The 25,699-nt window shown below is 60.7% G+C and carries 20 protein-coding genes and 3 tRNA genes; 9 read left to right on the top strand and 14 right to left on the bottom strand.

Annotated features, from left to right (window positions below; all coding sequences use genetic code 11):
- The first annotated feature begins 46 nt into the window (after positions 1–46).
- The 4 genes from PG881_RS02270 to pbpG all read left to right on the top strand — a co-directional run bounded on the left by PG881_RS02270 (position 47) and on the right by pbpG (position 6,028).
- Entirely contained in the window at positions 47–2,899 is a 2,853-nt protein-coding gene (locus PG881_RS02270) for a valine--tRNA ligase (RefSeq protein WP_158196633.1), read from the top strand.
- A 186-nt stretch (positions 2,900–3,085) separates the two neighbouring features.
- Entirely contained in the window at positions 3,086–4,378 is a 1,293-nt protein-coding gene (locus PG881_RS02265; protein ID WP_029302168.1) for a hemolysin family protein, read from the top strand.
- An 18-nt stretch (positions 4,379–4,396) separates the two neighbouring features.
- On the top strand, positions 4,397–5,062 hold the full coding sequence (locus tag PG881_RS02260) for a DedA family protein (protein WP_016352045.1): 666 nt from the start codon (positions 4,397–4,399) through the stop codon (positions 5,060–5,062).
- A gap of 138 nt (positions 5,063–5,200) precedes the next feature.
- Complete coding sequence (gene pbpG / locus PG881_RS02255; RefSeq protein WP_011707427.1) at positions 5,201–6,028, top strand: D-alanyl-D-alanine endopeptidase; 828 nt, start codon at positions 5,201–5,203, stop codon at positions 6,026–6,028.
- Between the two features lie 357 nt (positions 6,029–6,385).
- On the opposite strand, the gene PG881_RS02250 is transcribed toward pbpG, so the two are convergent.
- The 9 genes from PG881_RS02250 to pncC form a co-directional block, all read right to left on the bottom strand.
- Positions 6,386–6,462: transfer RNA gene (locus PG881_RS02250), tRNA-Arg, on the bottom strand.
- A 9-nt stretch (positions 6,463–6,471) separates the two neighbouring features.
- Positions 6,472–6,548: transfer RNA gene (locus PG881_RS02245), tRNA-Arg, on the bottom strand.
- Between the two features lie 3 nt (positions 6,549–6,551).
- Positions 6,552–6,644: transfer RNA gene (locus tag PG881_RS02240), tRNA-Ser, on the bottom strand.
- A gap of 214 nt (positions 6,645–6,858) precedes the next feature.
- The gene (csrA, locus tag PG881_RS02235; RefSeq protein ID WP_005305164.1) at positions 6,859–7,047 is read right to left on the bottom strand and encodes a carbon storage regulator CsrA; all 189 of its coding nucleotides are present in this window, start codon (positions 7,045–7,047) and stop codon (positions 6,859–6,861) included.
- 93 nt (positions 7,048–7,140) lie between these two features.
- A complete protein-coding gene (locus PG881_RS02230) occupies positions 7,141–8,388 on the bottom strand; it encodes an aspartate kinase (RefSeq protein ID WP_011707428.1) in 1,248 nt (415 codons plus the stop codon).
- A 16-nt stretch (positions 8,389–8,404) separates the two neighbouring features.
- Entirely contained in the window at positions 8,405–11,029 is a 2,625-nt protein-coding gene (alaS, locus tag PG881_RS02225) for an alanine--tRNA ligase (protein WP_270797894.1), read from the bottom strand.
- Between the two features lie 468 nt (positions 11,030–11,497).
- The gene (locus tag PG881_RS02220; RefSeq protein WP_017411244.1) at positions 11,498–11,998 is read right to left on the bottom strand and encodes a regulatory protein RecX; all 501 of its coding nucleotides are present in this window, start codon (positions 11,996–11,998) and stop codon (positions 11,498–11,500) included.
- Between the two features lie 41 nt (positions 11,999–12,039).
- Positions 12,040–13,104 (bottom strand): recombinase RecA, encoded by a 1,065-nt coding sequence (gene recA, locus PG881_RS02215; protein WP_011707431.1) that lies wholly within the window; start codon positions 13,102–13,104, stop codon positions 12,040–12,042.
- Between the two features lie 79 nt (positions 13,105–13,183).
- Positions 13,184–13,675, bottom strand: a complete 492-nt coding sequence (pncC, locus tag PG881_RS02210) for a nicotinamide-nucleotide amidase (protein ID WP_270797893.1) — start codon at positions 13,673–13,675, stop codon at positions 13,184–13,186.
- Between the two features lie 180 nt (positions 13,676–13,855).
- Here pncC and mutS point away from each other — a divergent pair, with 180 nt between their 5' ends.
- Complete coding sequence (gene mutS, locus PG881_RS02205) at positions 13,856–16,438, top strand: DNA mismatch repair protein MutS (RefSeq protein WP_270797892.1); 2,583 nt, start codon at positions 13,856–13,858, stop codon at positions 16,436–16,438.
- A gap of 93 nt (positions 16,439–16,531) precedes the next feature.
- On the opposite strand, the gene PG881_RS02200 is transcribed toward mutS, so the two are convergent.
- Both PG881_RS02200 and PG881_RS02195 read right to left on the bottom strand, forming a co-directional pair.
- Positions 16,532–18,130 (bottom strand): BCCT family transporter, encoded by a 1,599-nt coding sequence (locus PG881_RS02200; protein WP_270797891.1) that lies wholly within the window; start codon positions 18,128–18,130, stop codon positions 16,532–16,534.
- 9 nt (positions 18,131–18,139) lie between these two features.
- Positions 18,140–18,667 (bottom strand): hypothetical protein, encoded by a 528-nt coding sequence (locus PG881_RS02195; RefSeq protein ID WP_011707435.1) that lies wholly within the window; start codon positions 18,665–18,667, stop codon positions 18,140–18,142.
- Between the two features lie 163 nt (positions 18,668–18,830).
- Here PG881_RS02195 and PG881_RS02190 point away from each other — a divergent pair, with 163 nt between their 5' ends.
- The gene (locus PG881_RS02190; protein ID WP_011707436.1) at positions 18,831–19,310 is read left to right on the top strand and encodes a MarR family winged helix-turn-helix transcriptional regulator; all 480 of its coding nucleotides are present in this window, start codon (positions 18,831–18,833) and stop codon (positions 19,308–19,310) included.
- 48 nt (positions 19,311–19,358) lie between these two features.
- Here PG881_RS02190 and PG881_RS02185 read toward each other — a convergent pair whose 3' ends face one another.
- On the bottom strand, positions 19,359–19,940 hold the full coding sequence (locus PG881_RS02185; protein ID WP_011707437.1) for a YjaG family protein: 582 nt from the start codon (positions 19,938–19,940) through the stop codon (positions 19,359–19,361).
- Between the two features lie 162 nt (positions 19,941–20,102).
- Here PG881_RS02185 and PG881_RS02180 point away from each other — a divergent pair, with 162 nt between their 5' ends.
- On the top strand, positions 20,103–21,047 hold the full coding sequence (locus PG881_RS02180; protein WP_135318948.1) for a D-2-hydroxyacid dehydrogenase: 945 nt from the start codon (positions 20,103–20,105) through the stop codon (positions 21,045–21,047).
- Positions 21,048–21,113: 66 nt separating this feature from the next.
- Here PG881_RS02180 and mepM read toward each other — a convergent pair whose 3' ends face one another.
- Entirely contained in the window at positions 21,114–22,451 is a 1,338-nt protein-coding gene (gene mepM, locus PG881_RS02175) for a murein DD-endopeptidase MepM (RefSeq protein WP_270797890.1), read from the bottom strand.
- 260 nt (positions 22,452–22,711) lie between these two features.
- On the opposite strand from mepM, the gene PG881_RS02170 reads away from it, so the two are divergent.
- Positions 22,712–24,004: a LapD/MoxY N-terminal periplasmic domain-containing protein gene (locus tag PG881_RS02170; protein ID WP_270797889.1), complete on the top strand. Its 1,293-nt coding sequence runs from the start codon at positions 22,712–22,714 to the stop codon at positions 24,002–24,004.
- Entirely contained in the window at positions 24,004–24,945 is a 942-nt protein-coding gene (locus PG881_RS02165) for a TAXI family TRAP transporter solute-binding subunit (protein ID WP_270797888.1), read from the top strand. The genes PG881_RS02170 and PG881_RS02165 overlap by 1 nt, the downstream gene beginning before the upstream one ends.
- Here PG881_RS02165 and PG881_RS02160 read toward each other — a convergent pair.
- Positions 24,940–25,614 (bottom strand): transglutaminase-like cysteine peptidase, encoded by a 675-nt coding sequence (locus PG881_RS02160; protein ID WP_045788979.1) that lies wholly within the window; start codon positions 25,612–25,614, stop codon positions 24,940–24,942. The genes PG881_RS02165 and PG881_RS02160 overlap by 6 nt on opposite strands.
- Positions 25,615–25,699: the final 85 nt, after the last annotated feature.

Genomic DNA, 25,699 nt, shown 5'->3' with positions numbered 1-25,699 from the left:
CGACGAATCAACACCAGAATCCATCCATCCAGAATACGGCGAGACCATGGAAAAGACTTTTAATCACAATGCCATCGAACAGGCGCTCTATCAGCACTGGGAAGCCCAGGGTTACTTCAAGCCCCACGGCGACACCAGCAAAGACTCCTTCTGCATCATGATCCCGCCGCCGAACGTCACCGGCAGCCTGCACATGGGTCACGCCTTCCAGCAAACCCTGATGGATACCCTGATCCGCTACAACCGCATGCAGGGCAAGAACACCCTGTGGCAGGCGGGTACCGACCACGCCGGTATCGCCACCCAGATGGTGGTTGAGCGCAAGATCGCCGCAGAAGAGGGCAAGACCCGCCACGATTACGGCCGGGAAGCCTTCATCGACAAGATCTGGCAGTGGAAGGAAGAGTCCGGCGGCACCATCACCCGCCAGATGCGCCGTCTGGGTGATTCCGTGGATTGGGAGCGCGAGCGCTTCACCATGGATGAAGGCCTCTCCGCCGCCGTGCAGGAAGTGTTTGTCCGTCTCTACGAAGATGGCCTGATGTACCGTGGCAAGCGTCTGGTGAACTGGGATCCCAAACTCAACACCGCCATCTCCGATCTGGAAGTGGAAAACCGCGAGATCAAGGGCCACATGTGGCACCTGCGCTACCCGCTGGCCAACGGCGCCAAGACTGCCGAAGGCCAGGACCACCTGATCGTCGCCACCACCCGTCCGGAAACCATGCTGGGTGATACCGCCGTTGCGGTAAACCCGGAAGACCCGCGCTACAAGGCGCTGATCGGTCAGCACATTCTGCTGCCGCTGGTGAATCGTCTGATCCCCATCGTCGCCGACGAACACGCCGACATGGAGAAGGGCACCGGCTGCGTGAAGATCACCCCGGCCCACGACTTCAACGACAACGAAGTGGGCAAGCGCCACAACCTGCCGATGATCAACATCTTCACCCTGGACGCCCACGTGCGTGCCGAGGCCGAAGTGGTCGACAGCAACGGCAACCCCAGCACCGCCTATGACGCCGCCCTGCCGACCGAGTTCGCCGGGATGGAGCGTTTCGCGGCCCGCAAGGCCATCGTCGCCAAGCTGGACGAGCTGGGCCTCTTGGCCGAAATCAAGGATCACGTACTGCAGCAGCCTTACGGCGATCGCGGTGGCGTGCCCATCGAGCCCATGCTGACCGACCAGTGGTACGTGCGCGTGGCGCCGATGGCCAAGACCGCCATCGAGGCGGTGGAAGATGGCCGCATCCAGTTCGTGCCGAAACAGTACGAAAACATGTACTTCTCCTGGATGCGCGACATTCAGGACTGGTGCGTCTCCCGTCAGCTGTGGTGGGGTCACCGCATCCCGGCCTGGTATGACGACGCCGGCAACGTCTACGTGGGCCGCAACGAAGACGAAGTGCGCGCCAAGCACAGCATCCCGTCCGTGACCGTGCTGCGTCAGGACGAAGACGTGCTCGACACCTGGTTCAGCTCCGCCCTGTGGACCTTCTCCACCCTGGGCTGGCCGAACAACACCGAGGCGCTCAAGACCTTCCACCCGACCGACGTGCTGATGAGCGGCTTCGACATCATCTTCTTCTGGATTGCCCGGATGATCATGATGACCATGCACTTCATCAAGGACGAAAACGGCCAGCCGCAAGTCCCGTTCAAGACCGTCTACATCACTGGCCTCATCCGTGACGAAGAAGGCCAGAAGATGTCCAAGTCCAAGGGCAACGTGCTGGATCCGCTCGACATGATCGACGGCATCTCGCTGGAAGATCTGCTGGAGAAGCGCACCGGCAACATGATGCAGCCGCAGATGGCCGAGAAGATCGGCAAGCGTACCGCCAAGCAGTTCCCGGAAGGGATCGAGGCCCACGGCACCGACGCCCTGCGCTTCACCCTGGCGGCGCTGGCCTCTACCGGTCGTGACATCAACTGGGACATGAAGCGCCTGGATGGCTACAACAACTTCTGCAACAAGCTGTGGAACGCCTCCCGCTACGTGCTGATGAACACCGAAGATCAGGATTGTGGCTTCAACGGTGGCGAGATGCAGTTCAGCCTGGCGGATCGCTGGATCCAGTCCCAGCTGCAAGTGGCCATCCGTGACTTCCGTACCGCCCTCGATACCTACCGCTTCGACATCGCCGCAGGCGTGCTGTACGAATTTATCTGGAACCAGTTCTGTGACTGGTATCTGGAGCTGACCAAGCCGGTACTGACCAAGGGCTCCGAGGCCGAGCAGCGCGCTGCCCGCCACACCCTCGTCAGCGTCCTTGAGACCCTGCTGCGCCTGGCCCACCCGATCATCCCGTTCATCACCGAAACCATCTGGAAATCGGTCGCCCCGCTGGCCGGCGTACACGCCGACACCATCATGATTCAGGCTTTCCCGGAGTTCGACGCCGCCAAGGTGGACGAAGCCGCGATGGCGGATCAGGAGTGGGTGAAGGAGTTCATCGTCAGCATCCGCAACATCCGCGCCGAGATGAACGTGGCACCGAGCGTGCCGCTCAACGTGCTGCTCCAGTGCGATGCCAAGGATGCCCAGCGCGCAGCCGACAACGAGGCCTTCCTCAAGTCGCTGGCCCGTCTGGAGTCCATCCGCGTACTGGCGGACGGTGAAACCGCCCCGCTGTCGGTGAAGAAGCTGATCGGTGCCACCGAGCTGATGATCCCGATGGCCGGTCTCATCGACAAGGATGCCGAGCTGGCCCGTCTGGCCAAAGAGGTTGCTCGTCTGGTGGGCGAGTGCGGCCGTATCGAAGGCAAGCTTGGCAACGAAGCCTTCGTCGCCAAGGCGCCGGAAGCGGTCATCATCAAGGAGCGCGAGAAGCTGGAAGATTACCGTCTCCAGCTGACCAAGCTGGAAGCCCAACAGGCCGAGATCGCCGCGCTGTAAGCCGGATTTGACTTGGTAGAAGCCCCCTCCTGCAGGGGGCTTTTTATTGACCGCCCGCCGCCACCCCGCGCTTTTTGCGCTTCTTCATGCAAAATTAGCGAGCCAAATCACCCGCTTTCACAAGCGCATCGCCCCCAAATTCATTACACTGCCAGCGATCTTTTCTACTCGGAGTGCTGTTGCAGTATGGAAATATTGATCCTGTTTGGATTGATTTTGCTTAATGGCGTCTTCGCCATGTCGGAAATCGCCATCGTCACCGCGCGCAAGGCCCGCCTCAGCAAGATGGTCAGCGAAGGGAGCCGCTCTGCCGCCATCGCCCTCAAACTGAGTGAAGATCCGACCCATTTTCTCTCCGCGGTGCAGATCGGCATCACCAGTATCGGTCTGCTCAACGGTATCTACGGCGAATCCCTGCTGGCCCAGCCACTGGCGCTCTGGCTGCAGGAGTGGGGCATGGCCCCCAAGAGCAGCAGCCTGCTCGCCACCGTGCTGGTCATCGTGGTGGTCACCTATCTCTCCATCGTCATCGGCGAGCTGGTGCCCAAGCGCCTGGGCCAGCTCAGCGCCGAGCGCATCGCCTGTCTGGTGGCCCGCCCCATGATGTGGCTGGCGGCGCTCACCCGCCCCTTCGTCTGGCTGCTGTCTGCTTCCACCAAGGCCAGCCTGCGCATCCTGCGTGTCAGCCAGGACGGTGGTGCCAACGTGACCCAGGAGGAGATCCACGCCATGCTGGTGGAGGGCTCGGAGGCCGGGATCATCGAGGATCACGAACACACTATGCTGCGCAATGTGTTCCGCCTCGACGAGCGCAGCCTCTCGTCACTGATGGTGCCGCGCAGCGACATTCGCTATCTCGACCTCGCCCTGCCGCTGGAGGTGAACCTGCAGCGACTGGTGGAGTATCGCCACAGCTTCTTCCCGGTCTGTGACGGCAGCCTGTCGGAACTGGTGGGCATCATCAATGTCAGCAAGGTACTGCACGCCTACATCAAGGGAGAGCCCATCGATCTGGCGGCGCTGACCCAGGATGGCAGCCTGCTGCCGGAGACCCTGAACGGCCTCGAGCTGCTCAACCACTTCCGCACCCACTCCGAACACATGGTGCTGGTGGTGGACGAATATGGCGAGCTGCAGGGGCTGGTCACCCAGCAGGATCTGCTGGAGACCCTGGCCGGCGACTTCCAGCAGGAGGACGGCGACGACAACTGGGCATTCCAGCGTACCGACGGCAGCTGGCTGCTCGACGGCCTCATTCCGCTGCCGGAGCTGAAGGACTGTCTGGGACTGGTTCGGCTACCGGAAGAAGAAAAACATCACTATCACACCCTCGGAGGGCTTATCATGCTGCTCCTTGGCCGCGTTCCCCAGACCGGAGATCTGGTCACGCTGGAACAGTGGCAACTGGAAATTGTTGACATGGATGGTCTGCGCATCGACAAGGTGCTGGCCATGCCCTTGCTTGATCAACCCAGCTAACCTGCGGAGTTTGCAACTATGGAGCAGTTTTACCAACTGGCTCACGCCTTTATGCATCAGGATCTGGTGACGCTATCCGATCCCAAGATGGCCTTCATGGTCTGCGGCGTGTTATTGACGTTTCTGGTGCTGGAGAATGGCTTCATCCCCACCGCCTTTCTGCCTGGCGACAGCCTGTTGATCCTGACCGGCGTGCTCATCTATCAGGACGTGCTCTCCCTTGGGGTGATCCCGCTGCTGATCCTGGCCACCTTCGTCGGCACCTGGCTCGGCTACATGCAGGGGCGTTTCCTGGGCCATACCCAGCTCTACCACCGGCTGCTGTCCCATGTGGAAGAGAAGCACCAGCAGAAGGTGTACTACCTGCTCGACAAATACGGCATCGTGACCCTGATCACCGCCCGCTACATCGCCTTCGTGCGCACCGCCTACCCCTATATCGTCGGCGCGACCGAGCTGCCGCAGGGGCGCTTTCTCATCGTCAATCTGGTCAGCTCCATCATGTGGATCTGCCCGCTGGTCGGCTTTGGCTACTTCCTGAGCCACACCAAGCTGGCGTCCGAGTATCAGTCCCAGTTCCTCAGCATCATTCTCTGCCTGCCGATCGTGCTGCTGGTCGGCGGTCTCATCGCGCTGATCTGGCGCTGGCTGAGCAAACGCAAAGCCAGTGCGCCACGGGATTGAGACAAATACACAGGGCCATCGCAAGATGGCCCTTTTTTTAGCTAAATAATGGCGATTTACCCGCTGGCACTCTTGTCAAGCGAGGGTAAAAATGAGTGAATCTAGCGCCTTTTATTCGACGTGAATGGAGTCGGTAGTATGCGGTGTCGGGTTAGCGCTATGGCGCTGGTTTATGCATTGGTTGGACTGCTGGGATTGCCAGCAGCATTGGCTGCCCCCAACCCGGCCAAACTGCAGTTGCAATCGAGCAGCGCGCTGGTGATGGATGTCGGTACGGGCAAGACCCTGTACCAGAAGAATGCCACCCGGGTGCGCCCCATCGCCTCGATCACCAAGCTGATGACGGCACTGGTGGTGCTGGATGCCCGCCAGGATCTCGGCCAGACCCTGACCATCGATCAGAACGACAGAGACGCCATCAAGCACACCTATTCGCGGGTGCGCATGGGCACCCAGGTATCACGCCGCGATGCCCTGCACCTGGCGCTGATGTCGTCGGAGAACCGCATGGCCTCGGCGCTGGCCCGTCACTATCCCGGTGGACGCCCCGCCTTCGTGCGGGCCATGAACAACAAGGCCAAGCAGCTGGGCATGCGCAACAGCCGCTTCTATGACTCCACCGGCCTGTCGACTCGCAACGTCTCCACCGCCCAGGATCTGGCCAAGCTCATCGCCGCCGCCTATCGCCAGCCATTGATCCGCGAGTTCACCCAGGACACCAGTAAGGACATGCGCTTTCGCACCCCCGCCTACAGCCTGATGTTCAACAACACCAACCCGCTGGTGAAGAACCCGGACTGGGATGTCCGCCTCTCCAAGACCGGCTTTACCGACGAGGCCGGCCGCTGCCTGCTGATGCGCGCCAAGCCGGACAACCGCGAGCTAGCCATCGTGCTGCTCAACTCCGTGGGCAAACGCACCCCGGTCGGCGATGCCAACCGCATTCGCAAGTGGCTGAAAAGCTGATCCCGCACTGCGGGGATGAAAAAGGATGCTGCAGCATCCTTTTTTATTGCCCGCAAACCGCCTCTGCGCTCATCTGGGGACAGTAATCACAAGGAAGATAAAGGATTGCCTCAGGCAAGGAGACAGCCATACGACGCGATACCGTGAGCGTGAGGGAGAAGATGGCAAGGGTGCACGACAAGGGAGCACGTCATGCAGGCATAGGAGCCTTCGTCACGCTGTTGTTGGGCTGAAACCAAGACGGATGACGGCTGTCGAGCCAAACGGGAGGATACCGCGAGCTGAGCCGTGTCAGCCCTTCCGGTGAAATGCCATATAAAAAAACAGCCCCGACCGAGGTCGAGGCTGTCTTCTGTATGGTGCGCCCGAGAGGATTCGAACCTCTGACCACCTGGTTCGTAGCCAGGTACTCTATCCAGCTGAGCTACGGGCGCCTTTCACTATGGTGCGCCCGAGAGGATTCGAACCTCTGACCACCTGGTTCGTAGCCAGGTACTCTATCCAGCTGAGCTACGGGCGCAAATGGCGGAGAAGGGGGGATTCGAACCCCCGATGCGGGTATAAGCCGCATACTCCCTTAGCAGGGGAGCGCCTTCAGCCTCTCGGCCACCTCTCCGTTTGCGGGGCTGATAATACTTCACAGGGATTTTTAGTCAAACACTTTTTTGGAGAAAAAAACGCGTTCGCTCAGCATTTGGTCAAAGCGTGGAATATTCAAGCAATATCGACACTTATCCCGCTCTTTTACTCCCTGCGACACAATTTTCAGCACCCCAGAAAAACAAAAGGCGACACATGAGGTGTCGCCTTGTCACAGCCATTAACGCCGCTTAGAAGCCGGATTGGCCCGGAACTTTCTCGGCCTGGATGCGCTGGTAGATCTCTTCGCGGTGTACGGAGACCTCTTTCGGTGCGTTCACACCGATACGAACCTGATTGCCTTTCACGCCCAGTACGGTGACAGTCACTTCGTCACCAATCATCAGGGTTTCCCCTACACGACGAGTCAAAATAAGCATTCGCTTGCTCCTGTATCCTGTTTTGTATTTATATCGATATGCGACATTATCTTACAAAGATACCGATATGGTAAATGGTTGAAACTAAATCAATCAGGGATTGTTTCCCAAGGGCTGCTCATGAGGCTCCTGATCCAGCCCAAAAGCGGAGTGCAAGGCACGCACTGCCAGCTCCAGGTACTTCTCGTCAATCACCACGGATATCTTGATTTCAGAGGTGGAAATCAACTGCATGTTGATCCCCTCCTCGCCCAATACCTTGAACATGGTGCGGGCGACGCCAGGATGGTTCCACATCCCGACTCCGACGATGGAAACCTTGGCGATCTCACCGTTGCCCTGCACGCAGGCGGCCCCCAGCTCGCTGGCGGTCTCCTCCAGCAGGGCGCGCGCCCGGCGATAGTCATCGCGATTCACCGTGAAGGTGAAGTCGGCGGTCCCATCGCCCAGCGTGTTCTGCACTATCATGTCGACATCAATGTTGGCGTCGCTGATCGGATTCAGGATCTGCGCAGCCACGGTGGGCCTGTCCGGCACACCCAGAATGGTCAGGCTCGCCTCGTTGCGATTGAACGCTATCCCGGATACCAGGGGAGCTTCCATCCTCTCACCTCCATATGTGATTAAGGTTCCCTCTCCATCGACAAAGCTCGACAGCACCCGCAGCGGTACGCGGTACTTACCCGCGAACTCCACCGAACGGATCTGCAGCACCTTGGCGCCGAGACTGGCCATCTCCAGCATCTCCTCGAAGGTGATGGTATCGAGACGGCGCGCCTTGGGCTCGATGCGCGGATCCGTGGTATAGACCCCATCCACATCGGTAAAGATCTGGCATTCATCGGCCTTGATGGCCGCCGCCACGGCAACCGCCGTGGTGTCAGAGCCACCGCGGCCCAGCGTCGTGATGGCATTGTGCTCGTCACGGCCCTGGAAGCCGGCGATCACCACCACCTTGCCCGCACCCAGTTCAGCCTGAACCTGCTCGGTGTCGATGTGGGTGATACGCGCCTTGCCATAAGCGGAATCGGTATGAATGCGAACCTGATCGCCGGTCATTGAGACCGCAGGACAACCGCGTTTGTTCAACGCGATCGCCAGCAGCGCTATGGTGACCTGTTCACCGGTGGAGACCAGCACATCCATCTCGCGCCGGTTGGCATCAGGATCCAGCTGCTGGGCCATGCCCAGCAACCGGTTGGTTTCGCCCGACATGGCGGAGACCACCACCACCACGTCGTGTCCCTGGGCGCGGGTCTGCTCGACCCGCTCAGCTACCGCCTCGATCCGCTCCAGCGTGCCGACCGAGGTGCCGCCGTACTTCTGTACATAGAGTGCCACAGATCACCTCGCCCGATTACAGGCGCTCTTCCAGCCAGGAGTGTACGGATTGCAGGGCTGCCGGCACTGCCTCGGGCTGGGTACCACCCGCCTGGGCCATGTCGGGACGACCGCCGCCCTTGCCGCCCACCTGCTGGGCGACCAGATTGACCAGCTCACCGGCCTTGACCTTGCCGGTCAGGTCGTTGGTGACGCCCGCGATCAAGTTGACCTTTCCCTCGCCACTGGTGGCCAGCAGCACGACACCGGACTTCATCTGGTTCTTCAGTTCGTCCAGCATGCCGCGCAGGGATTTCGGATCGGCCCCTTCCAGCGCTGCAACCAGCACCTTCTGACCCTTGATCTCGATAACCTGACCCAGCAGGTCGTTACCGGCCTGAGCGGCCAGCTTGGCCTTGAGCTGCTCCAGCTCGCGCTCCATCATCTTGGCCTTGTCCAGCACCTGGCGAATCTTGTCGGCGATGCAGAACTGGTCACCTTTCACCAGTGCGGCAGCCTCTTCGATCTGCTCGCCGACCTGATGCATGAAGTCGATGGCGGCCTTGCCGGTCACCGCTTCGATACGACGCACGCCGGCGGCGATGCCGCTCTCGGCGATGATCTTGAAGAAGCCAATGTCACCGGTGCGCTTGGCGTGAGTACCGCCGCACAGCTCGGTGGAGTAGTCGCCCATGCGCACCACGCGCACGTCGTCTTCGTATTTCTCACCAAACAGCGCCATGGCGCCGGCCGACTTGGCGGCTTCCAGATCCATCAGCTGGGTGGTGATTTCGTGGTTGGCGCGGATCTGGTTGTTGACCAGCTCCTCGACCCGGCGAATGGTCGCCATGGTCATCCCCTCGAAGTGGGAGAAGTCAAAGCGCATGCGCTCGGCGCCCACCAGAGAGCCTTTCTGGGTCACATGACCACCCAGCGCCTGACGCAGGGCAGCGTGCAACAGGTGAGTCACTGAGTGGTTCAGGGCGATGGCCTGGCGACGCTCGCCATCGACCACGGCTTCGACCTCGGCCCCTTTCTCCAGGGTGCCCAGCTCCATGTAACCCTTGTGGATGATCGCCTTGCCCGCTTTGACGGTATCGGTCACGGCAAAGATGCCGTCGTCCACTTTCAGGGTACCGCTGTCGCCGATCTGGCCGCCGGACTCGGCGTAGAAGGGGGTCTGCTCCAGCACGATGACAGCTTCGTCACCGGCGATAAGACCGCTCACCTCGTCCACGCCCTTGTAGATGCCGACCACACGGGTGCGCTCGGTCAGGGTCTTGTAACCGGTGAAGGGGGTCTCGAAGTCGAGCTTGAGCATCTCGTTGTAGTTCACGCCGAAGCTGGAAGCCTCTTTGGCGCGAGCACGCTGCTTCTCCATCTCGGCCTTGAAGCCCTCTTCGTCGATGCCGATCTCGCGCTCGCGCACCACGTCGGCAGTCAGGTCGGCCGGGAAGCCGTAAGTGTCATACAGCTTGAACACCACCTCGCCCGGAATGACCTTAGCATCACCGAGATTGGCCAGCACGTCTTCCAGCAGCAGCAGGCCTCTGTCCAGAGTGCGGACGAACTGCTCCTCTTCGATGCGCAGCACCCGCTCGACCAGCGGCAGCTGGGCAATCAGCTCGGCGGCGACATCCTTCATCTGTGCCGCCAGCTCGGCAGCCAGTTTGTAGAAGAACACTTCGGTGGCACCCAGCTTGCGACCGTGACGCACGGCGCGGCGAATGATGCGACGCAGCACGTAGCCGCGACCTTCGTTGGACGGCATCACGCCATCTGCCACCAGGAAGGCACAGGAGCGGATGTGGTCGGCGATGACGCGCAGGGACTGGTTGCTCAGATCGGTGGTGCCGACGATCTCGGCCGCTTTCTTGATCAGCGCCTGGAAGATGTCGATTTCGTAGTTGGAGTGCACGCCCTGCATGATGGCGGAGATACGCTCCAGACCCATGCCGGTATCCACGGACGGACGCGGCAGCGGCTCCATGGTGCCATCAGCCTGACGGTTGAACTGCATGAACACCACATTCCAGATCTCGATGAAACGGTCGCCATCCTCTTCCGGTGAGCCGGGACGACCACCCCAGATATGATCGCCGTGGTCATAGAAGATCTCGGTGCAAGGACCGCACGGACCGGTATCGCCCATCGCCCAGAAGTTGTCGGAAGCGTACGGTGCGCCCTTGTTGTCACCGATGCGCACGATGCGATCGGCCGGCACACCGACCTCTTTTTCCCAGATGTCGAAGGCTTCATCGTCAGTCGCGTAGACGGTCACCAGCAGGCGCTCTTTCGGCAGTTGCAGCACCTCGGTCAGGAAGCCCCATGCAAACTTGATGGCATCCTGCTTGAAGTAGTCGCCGAAGCTGAAGTTGCCCAGCATTTCGAAGAAGGTGTGGTGACGAGCGGTATAGCCGACGTTTTCCAGATCGTTGTGCTTACCACCGGCACGCACGCAACGCTGAGAAGTCGTCGCGCGATTGTAGGCACGCTTGTCTGCGCCAAGGAACACGTCCTTGAACTGGTTCATACCCGCGTTGGTAAACAACAGGGTCGGGTCGTTATGCGGTACCAGCGAGCTGGAGGAGACAACCTGGTGCCCCTGGGAACGGAAATACTCGAGAAACGCGGCGCGAATCTCTGACGTGGACATATACATGGAAAATCCTGCTTGATTCGAATACGGACTTTTAACCGCATTAATGTAAGTTTTCTGCGGGGTAAAGTAAAACGGACAGGGCCGCCACGGGTGAAAAAGCGCGCATAAATGGGGACTGGTAGAAAAGGGAGACAAACCGGGGCGTTTTCAGCCATGGTTCTGGCCGATGGCAGCGGAAAATCGGCCTGCTGCCGAGGAGCCTCTCACCGCGTCTACCACCAGGATGCAAGTTGCTGAATCCACAGACACCAGCGGCAAAGGGCATGCAACCATGTCCATGGCGGCGGGATAGACGATACGGACAACCCGAGCAGAAGGTATCATGCGAGAGGCAGAACTGCGCCATGACAATCTTGGCTGCTGGGTGTTTGGTATTTGGTGTTGGAGCTAGGTAACAAGTACGCCACCATCCCCCCTTGCAGGTCATAAGCAGACTGAGACGGTTGCAGGAGAGCAGAAACGGTGTGGTTAAAGCTCGCGCTCCTGCAAGGCGCTCAACGCATAGCGTCCCTGCTCCTGGGTAAAGCCGCGCCCCAGCAGGTATTTGAGCCACTTCATCCGCAGCTTGAAATCGGCAAGGTCAGCCACGTTGGCTCGCCGCTCCAACAGTGCCAAGGCCAGTTCAAACCAGTCCAGCTCCGGCTGCTCGAAGGCGGCGTCGATCTGGTTGTCATCCAGCCCCTTGCGGCGCAGCTCGAAACGGATCTTGATGGGACCGTGCCCCTTGGCCGCTCCGGCTCTTACCGCCATGGCGCCATAGCGCTCGTCGTTGACCCAGTTATAACCCCGGCAATAATCGACAACCGCCTCGATCACCTCTTCCTGATAGCCCTGCTGGCGCAGCCGTCTGGCCAGCTCGGACTCGGCGCTTTCGCGGCGAGCAAGACTGCGCATGGCAAAGGCGCGGGCCGCCGCCAGTTGCTCTTCAAAAGTGAGTTCGACCGGTTTGTCAGCAGATTCATCAACCATAAATAACAAGGCCGGGTATCAACCCGGCCTTCCTTTGTTCCTTATTCGAACTCTTGTTCGCTTTCGGCATCAAACTCTTCTGCCTCAACCGGCGCAGCCTTGTCATCGACAGGTACGGCACCGGAGAGCAGCAGCTCGCGCAGACGGGCTTCCACTTCACCAGCCATCGCCTTGTTCTCGGCGAACAGCTTCATGACGTTGGCCTTGCCCTGACCGATCTTCTCGCCGTTGTAGCTGTACCAGGCACCAGCCTTGTCGATCAGCTTGTGCTTGACGCCCAGATCCACCAGCTCGCCCTCTTTGGAGATGCCGGCACCATAGAAAATCTGGAACTCGGCCTGCTTGAAGGGCGGGGCCACCTTGTTCTTGACCACTTTGACGCGGGTCTCGTTACCGACCACTTCGTCACCTTCCTTGATGGCGCCGATGCGACGGATATCCAGACGCACGGAGGCGTAGAACTTGAGCGCGTTACCACCCGTGGTGGTCTCCGGGCTGCCGAACATGACGCCGATCTTCATCCGGATCTGGTTGATGAAGATGCACAGGCAGTTGGCGTTCTTGATGTTGGCGGTCAGTTTGCGCAGCGCCTGGGACATCAGACGGGCCTGCAGGCCGACGTGGGAATCACCCATCTCGCCTTCGATTTCCGCTTTCGGGGTCAGGGCTGCCACGGAGTCGACGATGATGACGTCAACGGCGTTGGAGCGCACCAGCATGTCGCAGATTTCCAGCGCCTGTTCACCGGTGTCCGGCTGGGAGATCAGCAGGTCGTCGACGTTGACGCCCAGCTTGGCGGCATAGATGGGATCCAGCGCATGCTCCGCATCGACGAAGGCGCAGGTCTTGCCCTTCTTCTGCGCTTCGGCGATCACCTGCAGGGTCAGCGTGGTTTTACCGGAAGATTCCGGGCCATAGATCTCGACGATACGACCGCACGGCAGGCCACCGATGCCCAGCGCCACGTCCAGGGAGAGGGAGCCGGTGGAGATGGCTTCGATATCCATGGTCTTGCTGTCGCCCAGACGCATGATGGAGCCTTTGCCAAACTGCTTTTCGATTTGACCCAGCGCAGCCGCCAGTGCCTTCTGTTTGTTCTGATCCATGCCAATCTCCGCTGGAAATCGTGAGTAAAAATGAAGTTGGGCTAAGTATACTGTCTATTCATACAGTATCAAGCCCAATTTATCTGAGCAGGGCCAACAGACCCGACAAGGCCTGTCTCACCGCCTGCTGGCGCACCTGCCGGCGATCCCCGTCGAAACGGGCCAGCAGGGAGTGATGACGACCGGATCGATCAGCCCAGGCGAACCAGACGGTACCGACCGGCTTGCCCGGTGTCGCGCCGCCAGGGCCGGCGATGCCGCTGATGGCGACACTGATGGCGGCAGAGGAGTGCGCCAGCGCACCACGGGCCATCTCCAGCACCACGGCTTCGCTCACCGCGCCGTGCTGCTCAAGGCTCTCGCCGCTCACCCCCAGCATCTGCTGCTTGGCTTCGTTGGTGTAGGTGACAAAACCGCGATCGAACCAGCCTGAGCTGCCCGCGATGTCGGTAATGGCGCTGGCCACCCCGCCACCGGTGCAGGATTCGGCGGTTGCCGCCAGCCAACCGCGCTGACCGAGGGCCTTACCCAGCTCGATGGCGAGGTGCTCTATCTCTGCGTCCAGTTTCATCACGGCTCCTTCTGATCCACTCAAGAGACACATTATGCGATCCCGCCTCCGCCGCCCGCAACCACAGTGGCATAGATGCCAGCCTCCCCCGACGCGGCGCTTATGTGTAGAATGGCGCCATCAAGCTCAAGGCTCATCACCGCAGACACTGGCCCGCAGAGGCCCCTTCTGGAATCGCACATGACCGCACAACACCAAGCTACCGGCACCGCGCCAGGCGCCAATCTCAGCGCCCACACGCCCATGATGCAGCAGTATCTGACCCTCAAGGCCGAGAACCCGGAGATCCTGCTGTTCTACCGGATGGGCGACTTCTACGAGCTGTTCTATGACGATGCCCGCAAGGCCTCCCAGCTGCTCGACATCTCCCTGACCAAGCGCGGCCAGTCGGCCGGCAGCCCCATCCCGATGGCGGGGGTGCCCTATCATGCCATCGAGGGGTATCTGGCCAAGCTGGTGCAGCTCGGCGAATCTGCCGCCATCTGTGAGCAGGTGGGGGATCCCGCTACCAGCAAGGGGCCGGTGGAGCGCAAGGTCATTCGCATCATCACCCCGGGTACCGTCTCCGACGAGGCGCTGCTCAGCGAGCGGCAGGACAACCTGATCGCCGCCGTCTATCACGATGGTCGCCGCTTCGGCTATGGCACCATGGACATCGGCTCCGGCCGCTTCTTCATCAACCAGTTCGAGAAAGAAGAGACCCTGCTGGCGGAGCTGCAGCGCACCAATCCGGCCGAGCTGCTCTACCCCGAATCCTTCGCCTTCCTGCATCACGTCGAGGGTCGCCGCGGTCTGCGCCGCCGCCCGGAGTGGGAGTTTGAGCTCGGTACCGCCCGCAAGCTGTTGTGCCAGCAGTTCGGTACCCAGGATCTGGTGGGCTTTGGCGTAGAACAGAGCGAGACCGCCCTGTGCGCCGCCGGCTGCCTGATGCAGTACGTCAAAGACACCCAGCGCACCGCCCTGCCCCACATTCGCAGCGTGCGCCTCGAGCAGCCCGATCATGCGGTCATCATGGATGCCGCCACCCGCCGCAATCTGGAGCTGACCCAGAATCTGGCCGGTGGTCACGACAACACCCTCTCCGCCGTGCTGGACTGTACCGCCACCCCCATGGGCAGCCGCTTGCTCAAGCGCTGGATCCACCAGCCGATCCGCGACCGGGTGATCCTGAAAGGCCGCCAGAGCACCATCAAGGAGCTCATCGAGCAGAACCTCTATGACGATCTGGGCGGCTTGCTGCGCCAGGTCGGCGACGTGGAGCGGGTGCTGGCGCGCCTGGCCCTGCGCTCGGCCCGCCCGCGCGACCTCACCCGCCTGCGGCAGGCGTTCGCCCAGTTGCCCGAGTTGCAACGCCTGCTGGCGGAGAGCGAGCACGAAGCGGTGCAGCAGCTGCGCGAACGCGCCAGCACCTTCCCCGAACTGCTGGATCTGCTGGAGCGCGCCGTGATGGAGGTGCCGCCGGTGCTGATCCGCGATGGCGGCGTCATCCGTGACGGCTTCAACCAGGAGCTGGACGAGCTGCGGGATCTGGCCAACGGCGCCACCGCCAGCCTGGCCCGCATCGAGGAGCGCGAGCGGCTGCTGACCGGCATCAACACCCTCAAGGTGGGCTACAACAAGGTGCACGGCTTCTACATCGAGGTGAGCCGCGCCAACAGCCACCTGGTGCCGGCCCACTACATCCGCCGCCAGACCCTCAAGAACAACGAACGCTACATCATCGACGAGCTGAAAAAGTACGAGGACAAAGTGCTCACCGCCCAGGCCCAGGCGCTGGCGCTGGAAAAACGCCTCTACGAAGAGCTGCTCGATGCCCTGCTGCCCCACCTCGGCGATCTGCAGGAGTCCGCCGCCGCGCTGGCGGAGCTGGACGTGCTGGCCAACCTGGCCGAGCGGGCCGAGACCCTCGACTACCGCTGCCCGACGCTCATCGATGAAGATCAGATCCTGATCGAGGCGGGCCGCCATCCGGTAGTGGAGCAGGTGATGACAGACCCCTTCATCGCCAACCCCATCCGGCTGGAGAGGGAGCGGCGGATGCTGATCATCACCGGCCCCAACATGGGCGGTAAATCCACCTACATGCGCCAGACCGCGCTGATCGTGCTGCTGGCCCACATTGGCGCCTTCGTGCCGGCCGACAGCGCCCGTATCGGCCCCATCGACCGTATCTTCACCCGCATCGGGGCGTCGGATGACCTGGCATCGGGAAGATCCACCTTCATGGTGGAGATGACCGAGACCGCCAACATCCTCAACAACGCCACCGCCCGCAGCCTGGTGCTGATGGACGAGATCGGTCGCGGCACCAGCACCTACGACGGCCTCTCGCTGGCGTGGGCCTGCGCCGAACAGCTGGCAAGCAAGATCGGCGCCTACACCCTGTTCGCCACCCACTACTTCGAGCTGACCCGCCTGCCGGAGCTGATGGAAGGGCTGGCCAACGTCCACCTCGATGCGGTGGAGCACGGCGACACCATCGCCTTTATGCACGCAGTGCAGGAGGGGGCGGCCAGCCGCTCCTACGGGCTGCAGGTAGCTGCGCTGGCGGGGGTGCCGAAATCGGTGATCCAGCAGGCCCGTCACAAACTGCACGAGCTGGAGAGTGCCACCCCGGTGGCCGCCGGCGAAACCCGTCCGGCCCCGGTGGCCATGGCACTCCAGAGCCATCCGGTGGTCGATGAGCTGGAAGCGGTGCGCCCGGACGAGCTCACCCCGCGGCAGGCGCTGGATCTGCTCTATCGCCTCAAGCAGATGCTGTAACCTGCGACTGCCGATCAGAAAGATAAAAGGGGAACCGCGAGGTTCCCCTTTTGTTTGGCTGCTTGATGGCAGCCGCAACAGGATGCAGCCAGGTCAAGCCGGCCCGATCCGCTCCAGCAGGCTCATGTGGGTTGAACCGTCGTGGCGCTTGAGCTTCTGCCGGTATTCGAACTGGTGCTGGCTCTCCTGCTTGAGCCCCAACATCAGCGAGTAGCACATGGCCAGCATGATCACCGAGAAGGGTAGCGCCGCTATGATGCTGGCGGCCTGCAGGGCGGCCAGCCCGCCGGAGACCAGCAGGATGGCGGCCACCAGCCCCTGACCCAGCCCCCAGATGGCGCGGTGCAGCACGGGAGGATCCTGATCGCCGATGGAGAGCAGGGTCGTGATCACCAGGGTGCCCGAGTCGCTGGAGGTGATGAAGTAGGTACAGATCAGCAGGGTCAGCACGCCCTTGGCGATCCAGCCGAAGGTCTCCCAGTGCAGCAGTTCCACCGTCTGGTAGAGCGCCAGGGTCACGTCCTGATTGACCGCGGCCACCACGCCGCCACCGCCGAACAGCTCCAGATTCATGGCGGTACCGCCGAACACGGTGAGCCAGAACATGCCGAGCAGCGAGGGCACCAGCAGCACGCCGAGCACGAATTCGCGGATGGTACGCCCCTTGGAGATGCGGGCGATGAACATGCCGACAAACGGCGCCCACGCAATCCACCAGCCCCAGTAGAAGGCGGTCCAGCTCGACTGCCAGGCCGAGGTGCCATTGGCCTCGGTGTTGGTCCAGAAACTCAGCTTGACGATGTTCTGCAGGTAATCGCCGATGTTCTGCACATAGGCGTTGAGGATGTAGGTGGTCGGCCCCAGCACCAGGAAGAGGCCCAGCACGAATACACTCAGCCAGATATTGAGCTCGGAGAGCAGCTTGACCCCCCGCCCAACCCCGGAGACCGCCGACAGAGTGGCGATCAGGCTGATGCCGCCGATGAGCCAGAGCTGGTTCGCTTGCGATACCGCCATGCCGAACATCTGGTTGAGGCCTGTGTTCATCTGGGAGACCCCGAGGCCAAGAGAGGTGGCCACCCCGAACACAGTGCCGAACACCGCCAGCACGTCGGCAGCATGGCCCCAGAAGCCGTAGATACGATCGCCGAGCAGCGGATAGAGCACGGAGCGGATGGCCAGCGGCAGCTTGCGCCGATAGCTGAAGAAGGCGAGCGACAGGCCGACGATCACGTAGATGGCCCAGGGATGCAGGCCCCAATGGAAGAAGGTGAGGCGCATGGCGATCTGGGCCGCTTCCGGGGTCATCCCTTCGGTGATGAAAGGGTTGCCCTGCAGGTGGTTCATCGGCTCGGCGATGCTCCAGAACACCAGCCCTATGCCCATGCCGGCACTGAACAGCATGGCAAACCAGGCGAAGTAGCCGAACTCCGGTACCTGGTCGTCGTCACCCAGCCGGATGCTGCCAAAGCGGCTGAACATCAGGTAGACAGCGAAGAACAGGAACAGGGCGACCACCAGAATGTAGTACCACTTGAACCCGGCAATGATCTGATCCTTGGCGCCGACAAACCAGCTGGCGGCGGTTTCGGGAACGAACACCCCGAACAGCAGGAACAGGGTGATAACGGTGAGCGCCGTCATGGCCATGATCGGGTTGAGGCCTTTGAATAGCCCTTTGCTTGCTCTCATCTGGCCTCCTTAGTCGTTGTTGAAAAAGTCTTCACCCACGTGATCGCCGGCACCACCGATGGCGCGGTAGACCAGCTTGCCGGCCGTCTGCACCCGGTGGTCCACCAGACTGACCGAAGGCTGGCCATTCACCGCATGACGCTTGCCGAGGAAGATGGCCATGGGCACGCCCAGGTTGGAGATGCCGCTGGTGATCCAGAGCCGGTTGAAGTCGTAGGATCCGCCGATGAACTCCAGCTGGGCCAGCCCGGTATCAAGCCCGGTCAGATAGAAGTTCATCGCGCTCTCGTCCGGGAAGAGGTGCACCAGCACATAGGCGTAACGCAATTCATTCACCAACTCCTTTAGGTTGAAAGAACCAGTCTCGCTGCAGGAGAGGGGCAGCTCACCATCGTAGTGGTGCACCTTGAGGTTGTTGGGGTCTTCGTCATAGGCAGGCTGGTAACGCACGAAAGCCGAGGTATCAGGCAGTTCATAACGCACTCTGACCACCCGAAGGTCGGCCGCCAGCGACTTGATGTCCAGTTCGTCACTCATCATCTTGCTCCTCAAAGGTCGGGTCAAAATTCGGAAAATGCCCGCTAACCTAACACAAAAATGATTAGAGCAGAAATCATTACAGTAAAAACCATATTGACCTTGTGACGAATTAGGCGGAGAATTTTGCGCCTCTCAACAGCCCCTCGACGATTCGTTCCCCATGGAAAAACATGATGAAGTGCTGGTCGCCCTGCGCCAGATAATTCGTGCCATCGACATGCACTCCAAGCGCTTGATCAAGGAGGCCGGCCTGACCTCGCCCCAGCTCTTGCTGCTCAAGGGGATCGACGAGCTGGGCCAGATCTCCATGCGCCAGCTGGCGGATCACACCAACATGAGCCAGGCCACCGCCACCACCATCATGGACCGCCTCGAGAGCCGCCAGCTGGTGCAGCGCATCCGCAGCGAAACCGACAAGCGCAAGGTGCATGCGACGCTGACTGACGCAGGCCGTGCCCTGCTGGCCCAGGCGCCCACTCCGCTGCAGGAGCGCTTCATCCAGCGCTTTCAGGCACTTGAGGTCTGGGAACAGACCCTGTTGCTCTCTTCCCTGCAGCGCATCTCGGCCATGATGAATGCCGACGAGATAGACGCGGCCCCGGTGCTGAGCGTCCGGCCCCTCACCGAGGAGCGGGCATAAAAAAAGCTCCCGAACGGGAGCTTTTTTTATGGGCCGGGAAGAGTGTGCTCACTCTTCCAGACTGATGCCGATATTGGAGACACCATCCTGGGCCGCAAAGGTGCGGATAGCCAGAATGCGGTCGCTGTCGCGCTCATGGGCAACCCGCTTGAGCAGCTCGACCTGGAACTCCAGCTCGGCTTCCATGTATTCGTGCTCGTAGAGCTCCTCGTCGGTGAGGTCGCGCTCTTCCAGCATCTCGATGAAACCGGCCACGGTACCCACCGACGCATGGCTGGCATCGTTGGCCTCTTCACCCACCCGGCAGATCACCGAGTTGTAGGCACAGCCCAGCGCCACGCAGGCATCCAGCGCCGGATAGGCACCGTAGGACTCGAATTTGCCAGGCTCGGGAATATAGACTTCAAACGCCTCCAGGATCGCCCCCAGATTGACACGGGAACCCTTCACCGTCAGGTAATTCCACATCTGATCCAGGGCGTGGCGAAATGCCTTCGCATCCCCGAAACCGGAGGCCTGGGAAAACAGCGCATAGTTGGGGTACATGCGCTCTGCCAGCGCCAGGGTGTAGACGGTCTGTTGCCAAGGCTGTAGCTCGGCCAGTCGCTTATAAAACTTGTCACCAAACACTGGAGTCGGATCCTTTGCAAAATGTGGGGCAGATTGTAGCCCACGAGGGGCCGCGCGAAAACGAAAAAGCGGCCTGGTCGGCTATGTTGGCCGGTCAACTCGGGTAAGATGAGGACAGAGCGGCCTCTCTCCCGCGCCGCAAATCTGATAAGGAACAAGAGTATGAGTCAACGTACCCTTCTTTTGCTCAGCCAGGACAATGCTCACTACGAGCGCCTGCTCAAGGCGGCCCACCTCCCCCATTTGCGCATTCTGCGGGCCGACAACCAGGGCGAGGCCGAAAAATTGATCGGCGAAGCCCATATTCTGATGGCTGAACCGGCGCGGGCCAAACCGCTGCTGGCCAAGGCCGGCAAGCTCAGCTGGCTGCAGTCCACCTACGCTGGAGTCGACGTGCTGCTGGATGCCAGCTGCCGCCGCGACTATCAGCTCACCAACGTGCGCGGCATCTTCGGCCCGCTGATGAGCGAATACGTGTTTGGCCATCTGCTCAGCCTGATGCGCCAGCTGCCGCTCTATCGGGAGCAGCAGAAGCAGCGGCTGTGGCAAAGCCACCCCTATCACGGCCTCAAGGGACGCACCTTGCTTATCTTGGGTACCGGCAGCATAGGCCAGCACATAGCCCACACCGGCAAGCACTTCGGTATGAAGGTGCTTGGCATCAGCCGCAGCGGCCGCGAGCGGGCCGGCTTCGATCAGGTGTATCAACTGCCGGCCCTCAACAAGGTGCTGGCGCAGGCTGACGTCATCGTCAGCGTCCTGCCCGCCACCCGCGAGACGCATCACCTCTTCACCGCTCCCCGTTTCGAACACTGCAAAGCGGGCGCCATCCTGTTCAACGTCGGGCGCGGCAATGCCATCCACGAAGGTGACCTGCTCACGGCGCTGCGCACCGGCAAGCTGGGCATGGCAGTGCTGGACGTGTTCGCACAGGAGCCGCTGCCCGCCGACAGCCAGCTCTGGGGCCAGCCCAACCTCATCATCACGCCGCACAACAGCGCCTACAGCTTCCCCGAGGATGTGGCCCAGATCTTTGTGCGCAACTATATCCGCTTCATCGACGGCCAGCCGCTGGACGGCAAGATAGACTTCGACAAGGGCTATTGATGGCTACCAGCCAATAAAAAAGCCCCGCCAGAGTGGCGGGGCCTTTTTATTTCGACGAGAGAGGCATCAACCGGCCTCCATCTCCTTGCGATAGCTCTTCACCTTGGCGAGGAACTGACGCTTCTCCTTGCCGGAGAGCGGTTCAGCCATCGGCAGCTTGACCTTCATGGCATCGACTGGACGGTTGTTGATCCGCACCTCGTAGTGCAGGTGGGCACCGGTGGAACGGCCGGTGTTGCCGGAGAGCGCAATCTTGTCACCCATCTTCACCTTCTGGCCCGGCTTGACCAGCAGCTTGCTCAGGTGCAGATAACGGGTCATCAGGGTACGACCGTGCTTGATCACCACATAGGTGCCGGCCAGCGGGTGGCTGGTCGCCTTCAGCACGACACCGTCGCCGGTTGCCATCACGGGAGTGCCGACCGGCAGGGCAAAGTCGGTACCCTCGTGGGGACGCACCTGGCCGGTGATCGGGTGACGTCGGTTCGGGTTGAAGCTGGAGCTGACCCGGTAGCGGCTGTGGGTCGGATAACGGCGGAAGCCGCGCTCCAGGCTGTTGCCCTGGCCATCGTAGTAGTTGCCATCTTCAGACAACCAGGCAGAGACGCTCTGGCCCTGGCTGAACACTTCCACCCCCAGCAGCTGGGTATTGCCGGTGCTCTTGCCCTCGACCGTCTCCTGGCGCACCAGCACCTTGAACTTGTCGCCCTTTTTCAGATCCTTGGCGAAGTTGAGCCGCCATTGGAACAGGTTGGCAATCTTCTGGATGTGGTTGGCCGGGATCCCCGCATTGCGGGCACTGACGTAAAAGCTGCCGTTGATGACCCCGTCATACCCCTTCTTCTGCCACTCCACCTCTTCGTTGAGCATGTTGGCGCTGTAGGTGTCGTCGGTGCGCTCCAGGATCAGGGTCTGATTGATATTCAGACGAATCTTCATCTGCTGCAGTATGTTGTCCTGATCGATCAGCAGCTCGATGGTTTGACCGGGCTTGAGACGTGCCAGATTGTTCTTGGTATCGGCATCCAGCACCTTGTAGAGGGTGGTGGTGGAGAGACCCAGGTTGTTGAAGATGGTGGTCAGGTTTTCGCCGTTTCGTACCCGATAATCCTGCCACTGGGGGGTGGCATCGGTCGGGATGTCATCTTCCGGGGTCGCGGCTTCCACCAGCTCGTGATCCGGGATGTCGTTGAAGTCCGTATTGTCTTCGTTGGTTGCGGTGCCGTTGGTGGCAATCGGCAACTCCAGACGCAATGGCCGCTCCAGGATGTCACCCGGCGCTGGCAATATGGCTACCGCTGACAGCGTCATCGCGGTCAGCAATAGCATGGCGTAAAAGTGTTTGCGGGGAACCGGGGGTTCCCAATTGGCGGCCTGCGCTACCAAGGGACGGAGACGTTTCATCCGCTATCCTGTCATTAGATCTAAGGGTGTTAGTGGTCAGTTTGTTTGTTATGAAACCGTATAAAACTGATTGTTTGACCTAAATACTCACAATTAGTTCATAGCAATCTGCATGAACCTCACATTTTATGCATAACATTCCTTTATGGGCAGAAATGATCGTCTTTTTTAACCATTTTTTTCCTATTTTTAAGAGCCGGGTCCGCTCGCATCAGACCCAAGGTTTCAGCATGTTGCGATAACTTTTCCATGGGGTGGATATGTCGTTAGCGAAACTGTTAAATAGAATCATCCTGATCTTGTTCCTGGTCGGGGCCATCCTGCTGTTCATGCTGGAGGTCACCACGGTACGCCAGTCCATCCTCGATCAGATGTCTGCCAATCTGGAAACCGCCATCACGGCCCTCGGCCTAGTGCTGCAGGGCACCCTGCTCAACGATGACAAGGTACTGGCCGAAACCATCGTCAACGCCATGTTCGACGGCGGCTTCGTCAGCGCGGTCACCCTGCTGGATCCCGATGGCCAGGTGCTGTTTCAGAAGGTCTTTCACACGGCGCAGCAAAACGTGCCGACCTGGCTCCCCTCTGTTATCGACATGCCGCCGGTAAAAATTGAGCAGGAGCTGACCGATGGCTGGCGCATGCTGGGCACCCTCACCCTGGAAGGACACACGGGTTATGCCTACCAGCACCTGTGGAATGCCATCAGCCGTACCGGCACGGCACTGCTGGCCGGTCTGCTGGTATTCACCCTGGTGATCTCCTGGGTCTGCAACCGGCTGCTGCGCCCGCTCGAGCAGATCAACCAGCAGTTGGTGAAGATCCGCAAGCGCCAGTTCAGCGGCAATCTGGCCTCCCCCTGGCTGCAGGATCTCAAGGAACTGGTGGCCTCGGTCAACCAGCTGGTGTCCGAACGAAAACGGGATCTGCTGCAACAGCGGCTCAAGATCAGCCAGCTCAGCAAACAGATCCCTTTACCAAATCAGCCGCTGCAAACCCTGACAGAGGCGGGAGAAGGCCTGCTGCAACAACATTTCTTCTCGACCCAGGGCAGCATTCGCCTCTACAGCCGCCTCATTCCAGAGGTCACCCCCTCGCTGGACAGCTCGCCAGACGAGATCCGGCACCTGCTCGATCTCTGGTTGCACCACACGGTCGAGGGGCTGCAACTGCCGCTCAGCCTGCTTGGCCATGCTGACTGGACGCAATTTTCCGCCCTGCTGGCCAAGGGCAGAGGCAAGACCCTCGACTGGCGCTGGGATCAGGAACATGTGCCACCCCTTGCCCAGGAGCGGCTGGCCGCCTTGCAAGAACAGGGCGTGGAGATGGCGTTCAGCGCCATCCCGATGACCAACGAGACCTTCAATCAACTCGACCCCATCAACCCTGTCTTCATCAGCTGCCAGCCAACCCAGGCCTCGCTCTACTGGAATCTGGTGGCCCAGTGCCTGCACAGCGCGGGCTACACCCTGCTGGCAGAGGCCGGCGACATTCAGGATATCGATACCCTGCGCAACTGGGGCATCGATGGCTACGCCAGCAAGGAGGCATGATGAACAAGACCGGATTGTTGCTCACTCTGCTGTGCCCACTGCCGCTACTGGCCGACACCATGACCATCGCCACTGGCGGTGAGCAGGGGATCTATCACCAGATCGCCAAAGAGTTCTGCCGGCTGGCCAACAAGAGCGATGCCGGATTGCAGTGCAAGCTACAGGCGACCTCGGGCTCCATCGAAAATCTGCGCCAACTGAAAAGTGGCGAGACCCGCTATGCGCTGGTGCAGTCGGACTGGCTTTACCAGGCCAGTCACGGCCTGGGTCCGTATGTCAGTCAGCCGCAGCCAGAGCTCAGAGCCATCTTCGCCACCCACGCTGAGCCTTTCACTATCGTGGTAAGGGCCGACGGCGATATCACCAGCCTGGAGCAGCTCAAGCTGGCCCCCATCGACATGGGGCTCAAGAGCTCAGGCACCCGCCAGACGGCGCTCGCCCTGTTCAACGTGCTGGGCACCAAGGAGCAGGATCTCGATCTCAAGAGCGTGGCCAATCTGGCCGAGTCTCTGTGCAGCAAGCAGATCGATGCCTATGGCCTGGTGATGGGTCACCCCAACCGCATCGTGCTGGATACAGCCAAACGCTGCGCCGTGCGTTTTCTGCCGATCGAGGGAGCTACCCGGGATCAACTGCTCAAGGGGGTGAAGTACTACCAGCGCAGTCAGGTGCCTGCTCGCATCTACCCGGGCAACCTCAAGGCGACGCCGACCTTTGCCATCGCAGCTACCCTGGTGACCACCGCCAGCACGCCGGAAGCCGATGTTTACCGCCTGACCAAGGCCATGCTGACCCAGCAAACCAAGTTCAATGAGCAGACCTACGGCTACGCCAACCTGTTCCATCAGGCACGCAATAAGACCGGCCCGGTGCTGAGCATCGACCAGCATCCGGGCGCGGCCAAATATTTCGAGGAGTTGAAAACCGTGGGCAAGCTATAGCTCGCGGCGGGGGGAGCGCAGTTGCTCGCTGGAGAACCGGGTCTTCATCGACGTCCACTGCGCCAACCTGTCGGCACTGCCTGCCAGCGTCCCTTCACGGCGGGACTTCATGATCCAGATGCTTTTGGCATCAAAGCTGTAGACGGGGATAAGGTCGGTTCGCTTGCTGCCGGGCAGGATCCGGCTGTTGATGTTGTCTAGCACCATTGGATCCGACTTGGGGGTCGCGAAGTAGAGCGTCACCATGTGGAACTGGTTGTAACGCACCGCCTTGACGTAGGCCAGCCGCAGCTTCTTCTCGTCCACCCCCAGCTCCATCAGGGTGTAGTACTTGGAGATGCTGTAATCCTCGCAGTCGCCACCGCGGGCGCCGATAAACTCCAGCGGATTGGCCCAGTAATCTGCTTCTCCCCACAACCTGGGATCATCGCTGTAGGTCAGGTTGTTGAAGTAGTTGTTCACCAGCTCGATCTTCTGCTGATCCGTGGTACCGGCCCTGGGCGTGAGCAGGCGCGAAAATGCCTCGGCCCGCTGAATGGCACGACCACCATACACTTCCTGCAATTTTGCCCGCAGCTCGGGGCTGGCGATGTATTCGGAGAGGCGGGATGCCTGCACGCTGGCGCAGCATAGTGCCAACGTGCAGGTGGAAACGAGCAGCCATTTCATACAAGACACTCCCTGTCAGATGCTGGAAGTCAGTATAGTTGGCTGCGCTCGTCCCATCGATGAGCACCACGGCTCGACGGGTCTG

It is taken from the genome of Aeromonas sp. QDB54, assembly GCF_027707385.1.
GTDB lineage: Bacteria > Pseudomonadota > Gammaproteobacteria > Enterobacterales > Aeromonadaceae > Aeromonas > Aeromonas hydrophila.
Note: the sequence above shows the minus strand (reverse complement) of the source record. Positions and strands in the feature narration are given on the sequence as shown.

Excerpts from the sequence above, each read along its gene's own strand:
- PG881_RS02270 (WP_158196633.1), top strand. The coding sequence starts at position 47 with ATGGAAAAGACTTTTAATCACAATGCCATCGAACAGGCGCTCTATCAG.
- PG881_RS02265 (WP_029302168.1), top strand. The coding sequence starts at position 3,086 with ATGGAAATATTGATCCTGTTTGGATTGATTTTGCTTAATGGCGTCTTC.
- PG881_RS02260 (WP_016352045.1), top strand. The coding sequence starts at position 4,397 with ATGGAGCAGTTTTACCAACTGGCTCACGCCTTTATGCATCAGGATCTG.
- pbpG (WP_011707427.1), top strand. The coding sequence starts at position 5,201 with ATGCGGTGTCGGGTTAGCGCTATGGCGCTGGTTTATGCATTGGTTGGA.
- csrA (WP_005305164.1), bottom strand. The coding sequence starts at position 7,047 with ATGCTTATTTTGACTCGTCGTGTAGGGGAAACCCTGATGATTGGTGAC.
- alaS (WP_270797894.1), bottom strand. The coding sequence starts at position 11,029 with ATGTATATGTCCACGTCAGAGATTCGCGCCGCGTTTCTCGAGTATTTC.
- PG881_RS02220 (WP_017411244.1), bottom strand. The coding sequence starts at position 11,998 with ATGGTTGATGAATCTGCTGACAAACCGGTCGAACTCACTTTTGAAGAG.
- recA (WP_011707431.1), bottom strand. The coding sequence starts at position 13,104 with ATGGATCAGAACAAACAGAAGGCACTGGCGGCTGCGCTGGGTCAAATC.
- pncC (WP_270797893.1), bottom strand. The coding sequence starts at position 13,675 with ATGAAACTGGACGCAGAGATAGAGCACCTCGCCATCGAGCTGGGTAAG.
- mutS (WP_270797892.1), top strand. The coding sequence starts at position 13,856 with ATGACCGCACAACACCAAGCTACCGGCACCGCGCCAGGCGCCAATCTC.
- PG881_RS02200 (WP_270797891.1), bottom strand. The coding sequence starts at position 18,130 with ATGAGAGCAAGCAAAGGGCTATTCAAAGGCCTCAACCCGATCATGGCC.
- PG881_RS02195 (WP_011707435.1), bottom strand. The coding sequence starts at position 18,667 with ATGAGTGACGAACTGGACATCAAGTCGCTGGCGGCCGACCTTCGGGTG.
- PG881_RS02190 (WP_011707436.1), top strand. The coding sequence starts at position 18,831 with ATGGAAAAACATGATGAAGTGCTGGTCGCCCTGCGCCAGATAATTCGT.
- PG881_RS02180 (WP_135318948.1), top strand. The coding sequence starts at position 20,103 with ATGAGTCAACGTACCCTTCTTTTGCTCAGCCAGGACAATGCTCACTAC.
- mepM (WP_270797890.1), bottom strand. The coding sequence starts at position 22,451 with ATGAAACGTCTCCGTCCCTTGGTAGCGCAGGCCGCCAATTGGGAACCC.
- PG881_RS02170 (WP_270797889.1), top strand. The coding sequence starts at position 22,712 with ATGTCGTTAGCGAAACTGTTAAATAGAATCATCCTGATCTTGTTCCTG.
- PG881_RS02165 (WP_270797888.1), top strand. The coding sequence starts at position 24,004 with ATGAACAAGACCGGATTGTTGCTCACTCTGCTGTGCCCACTGCCGCTA.
- PG881_RS02160 (WP_045788979.1), bottom strand. The coding sequence starts at position 25,614 with ATGAAATGGCTGCTCGTTTCCACCTGCACGTTGGCACTATGCTGCGCC.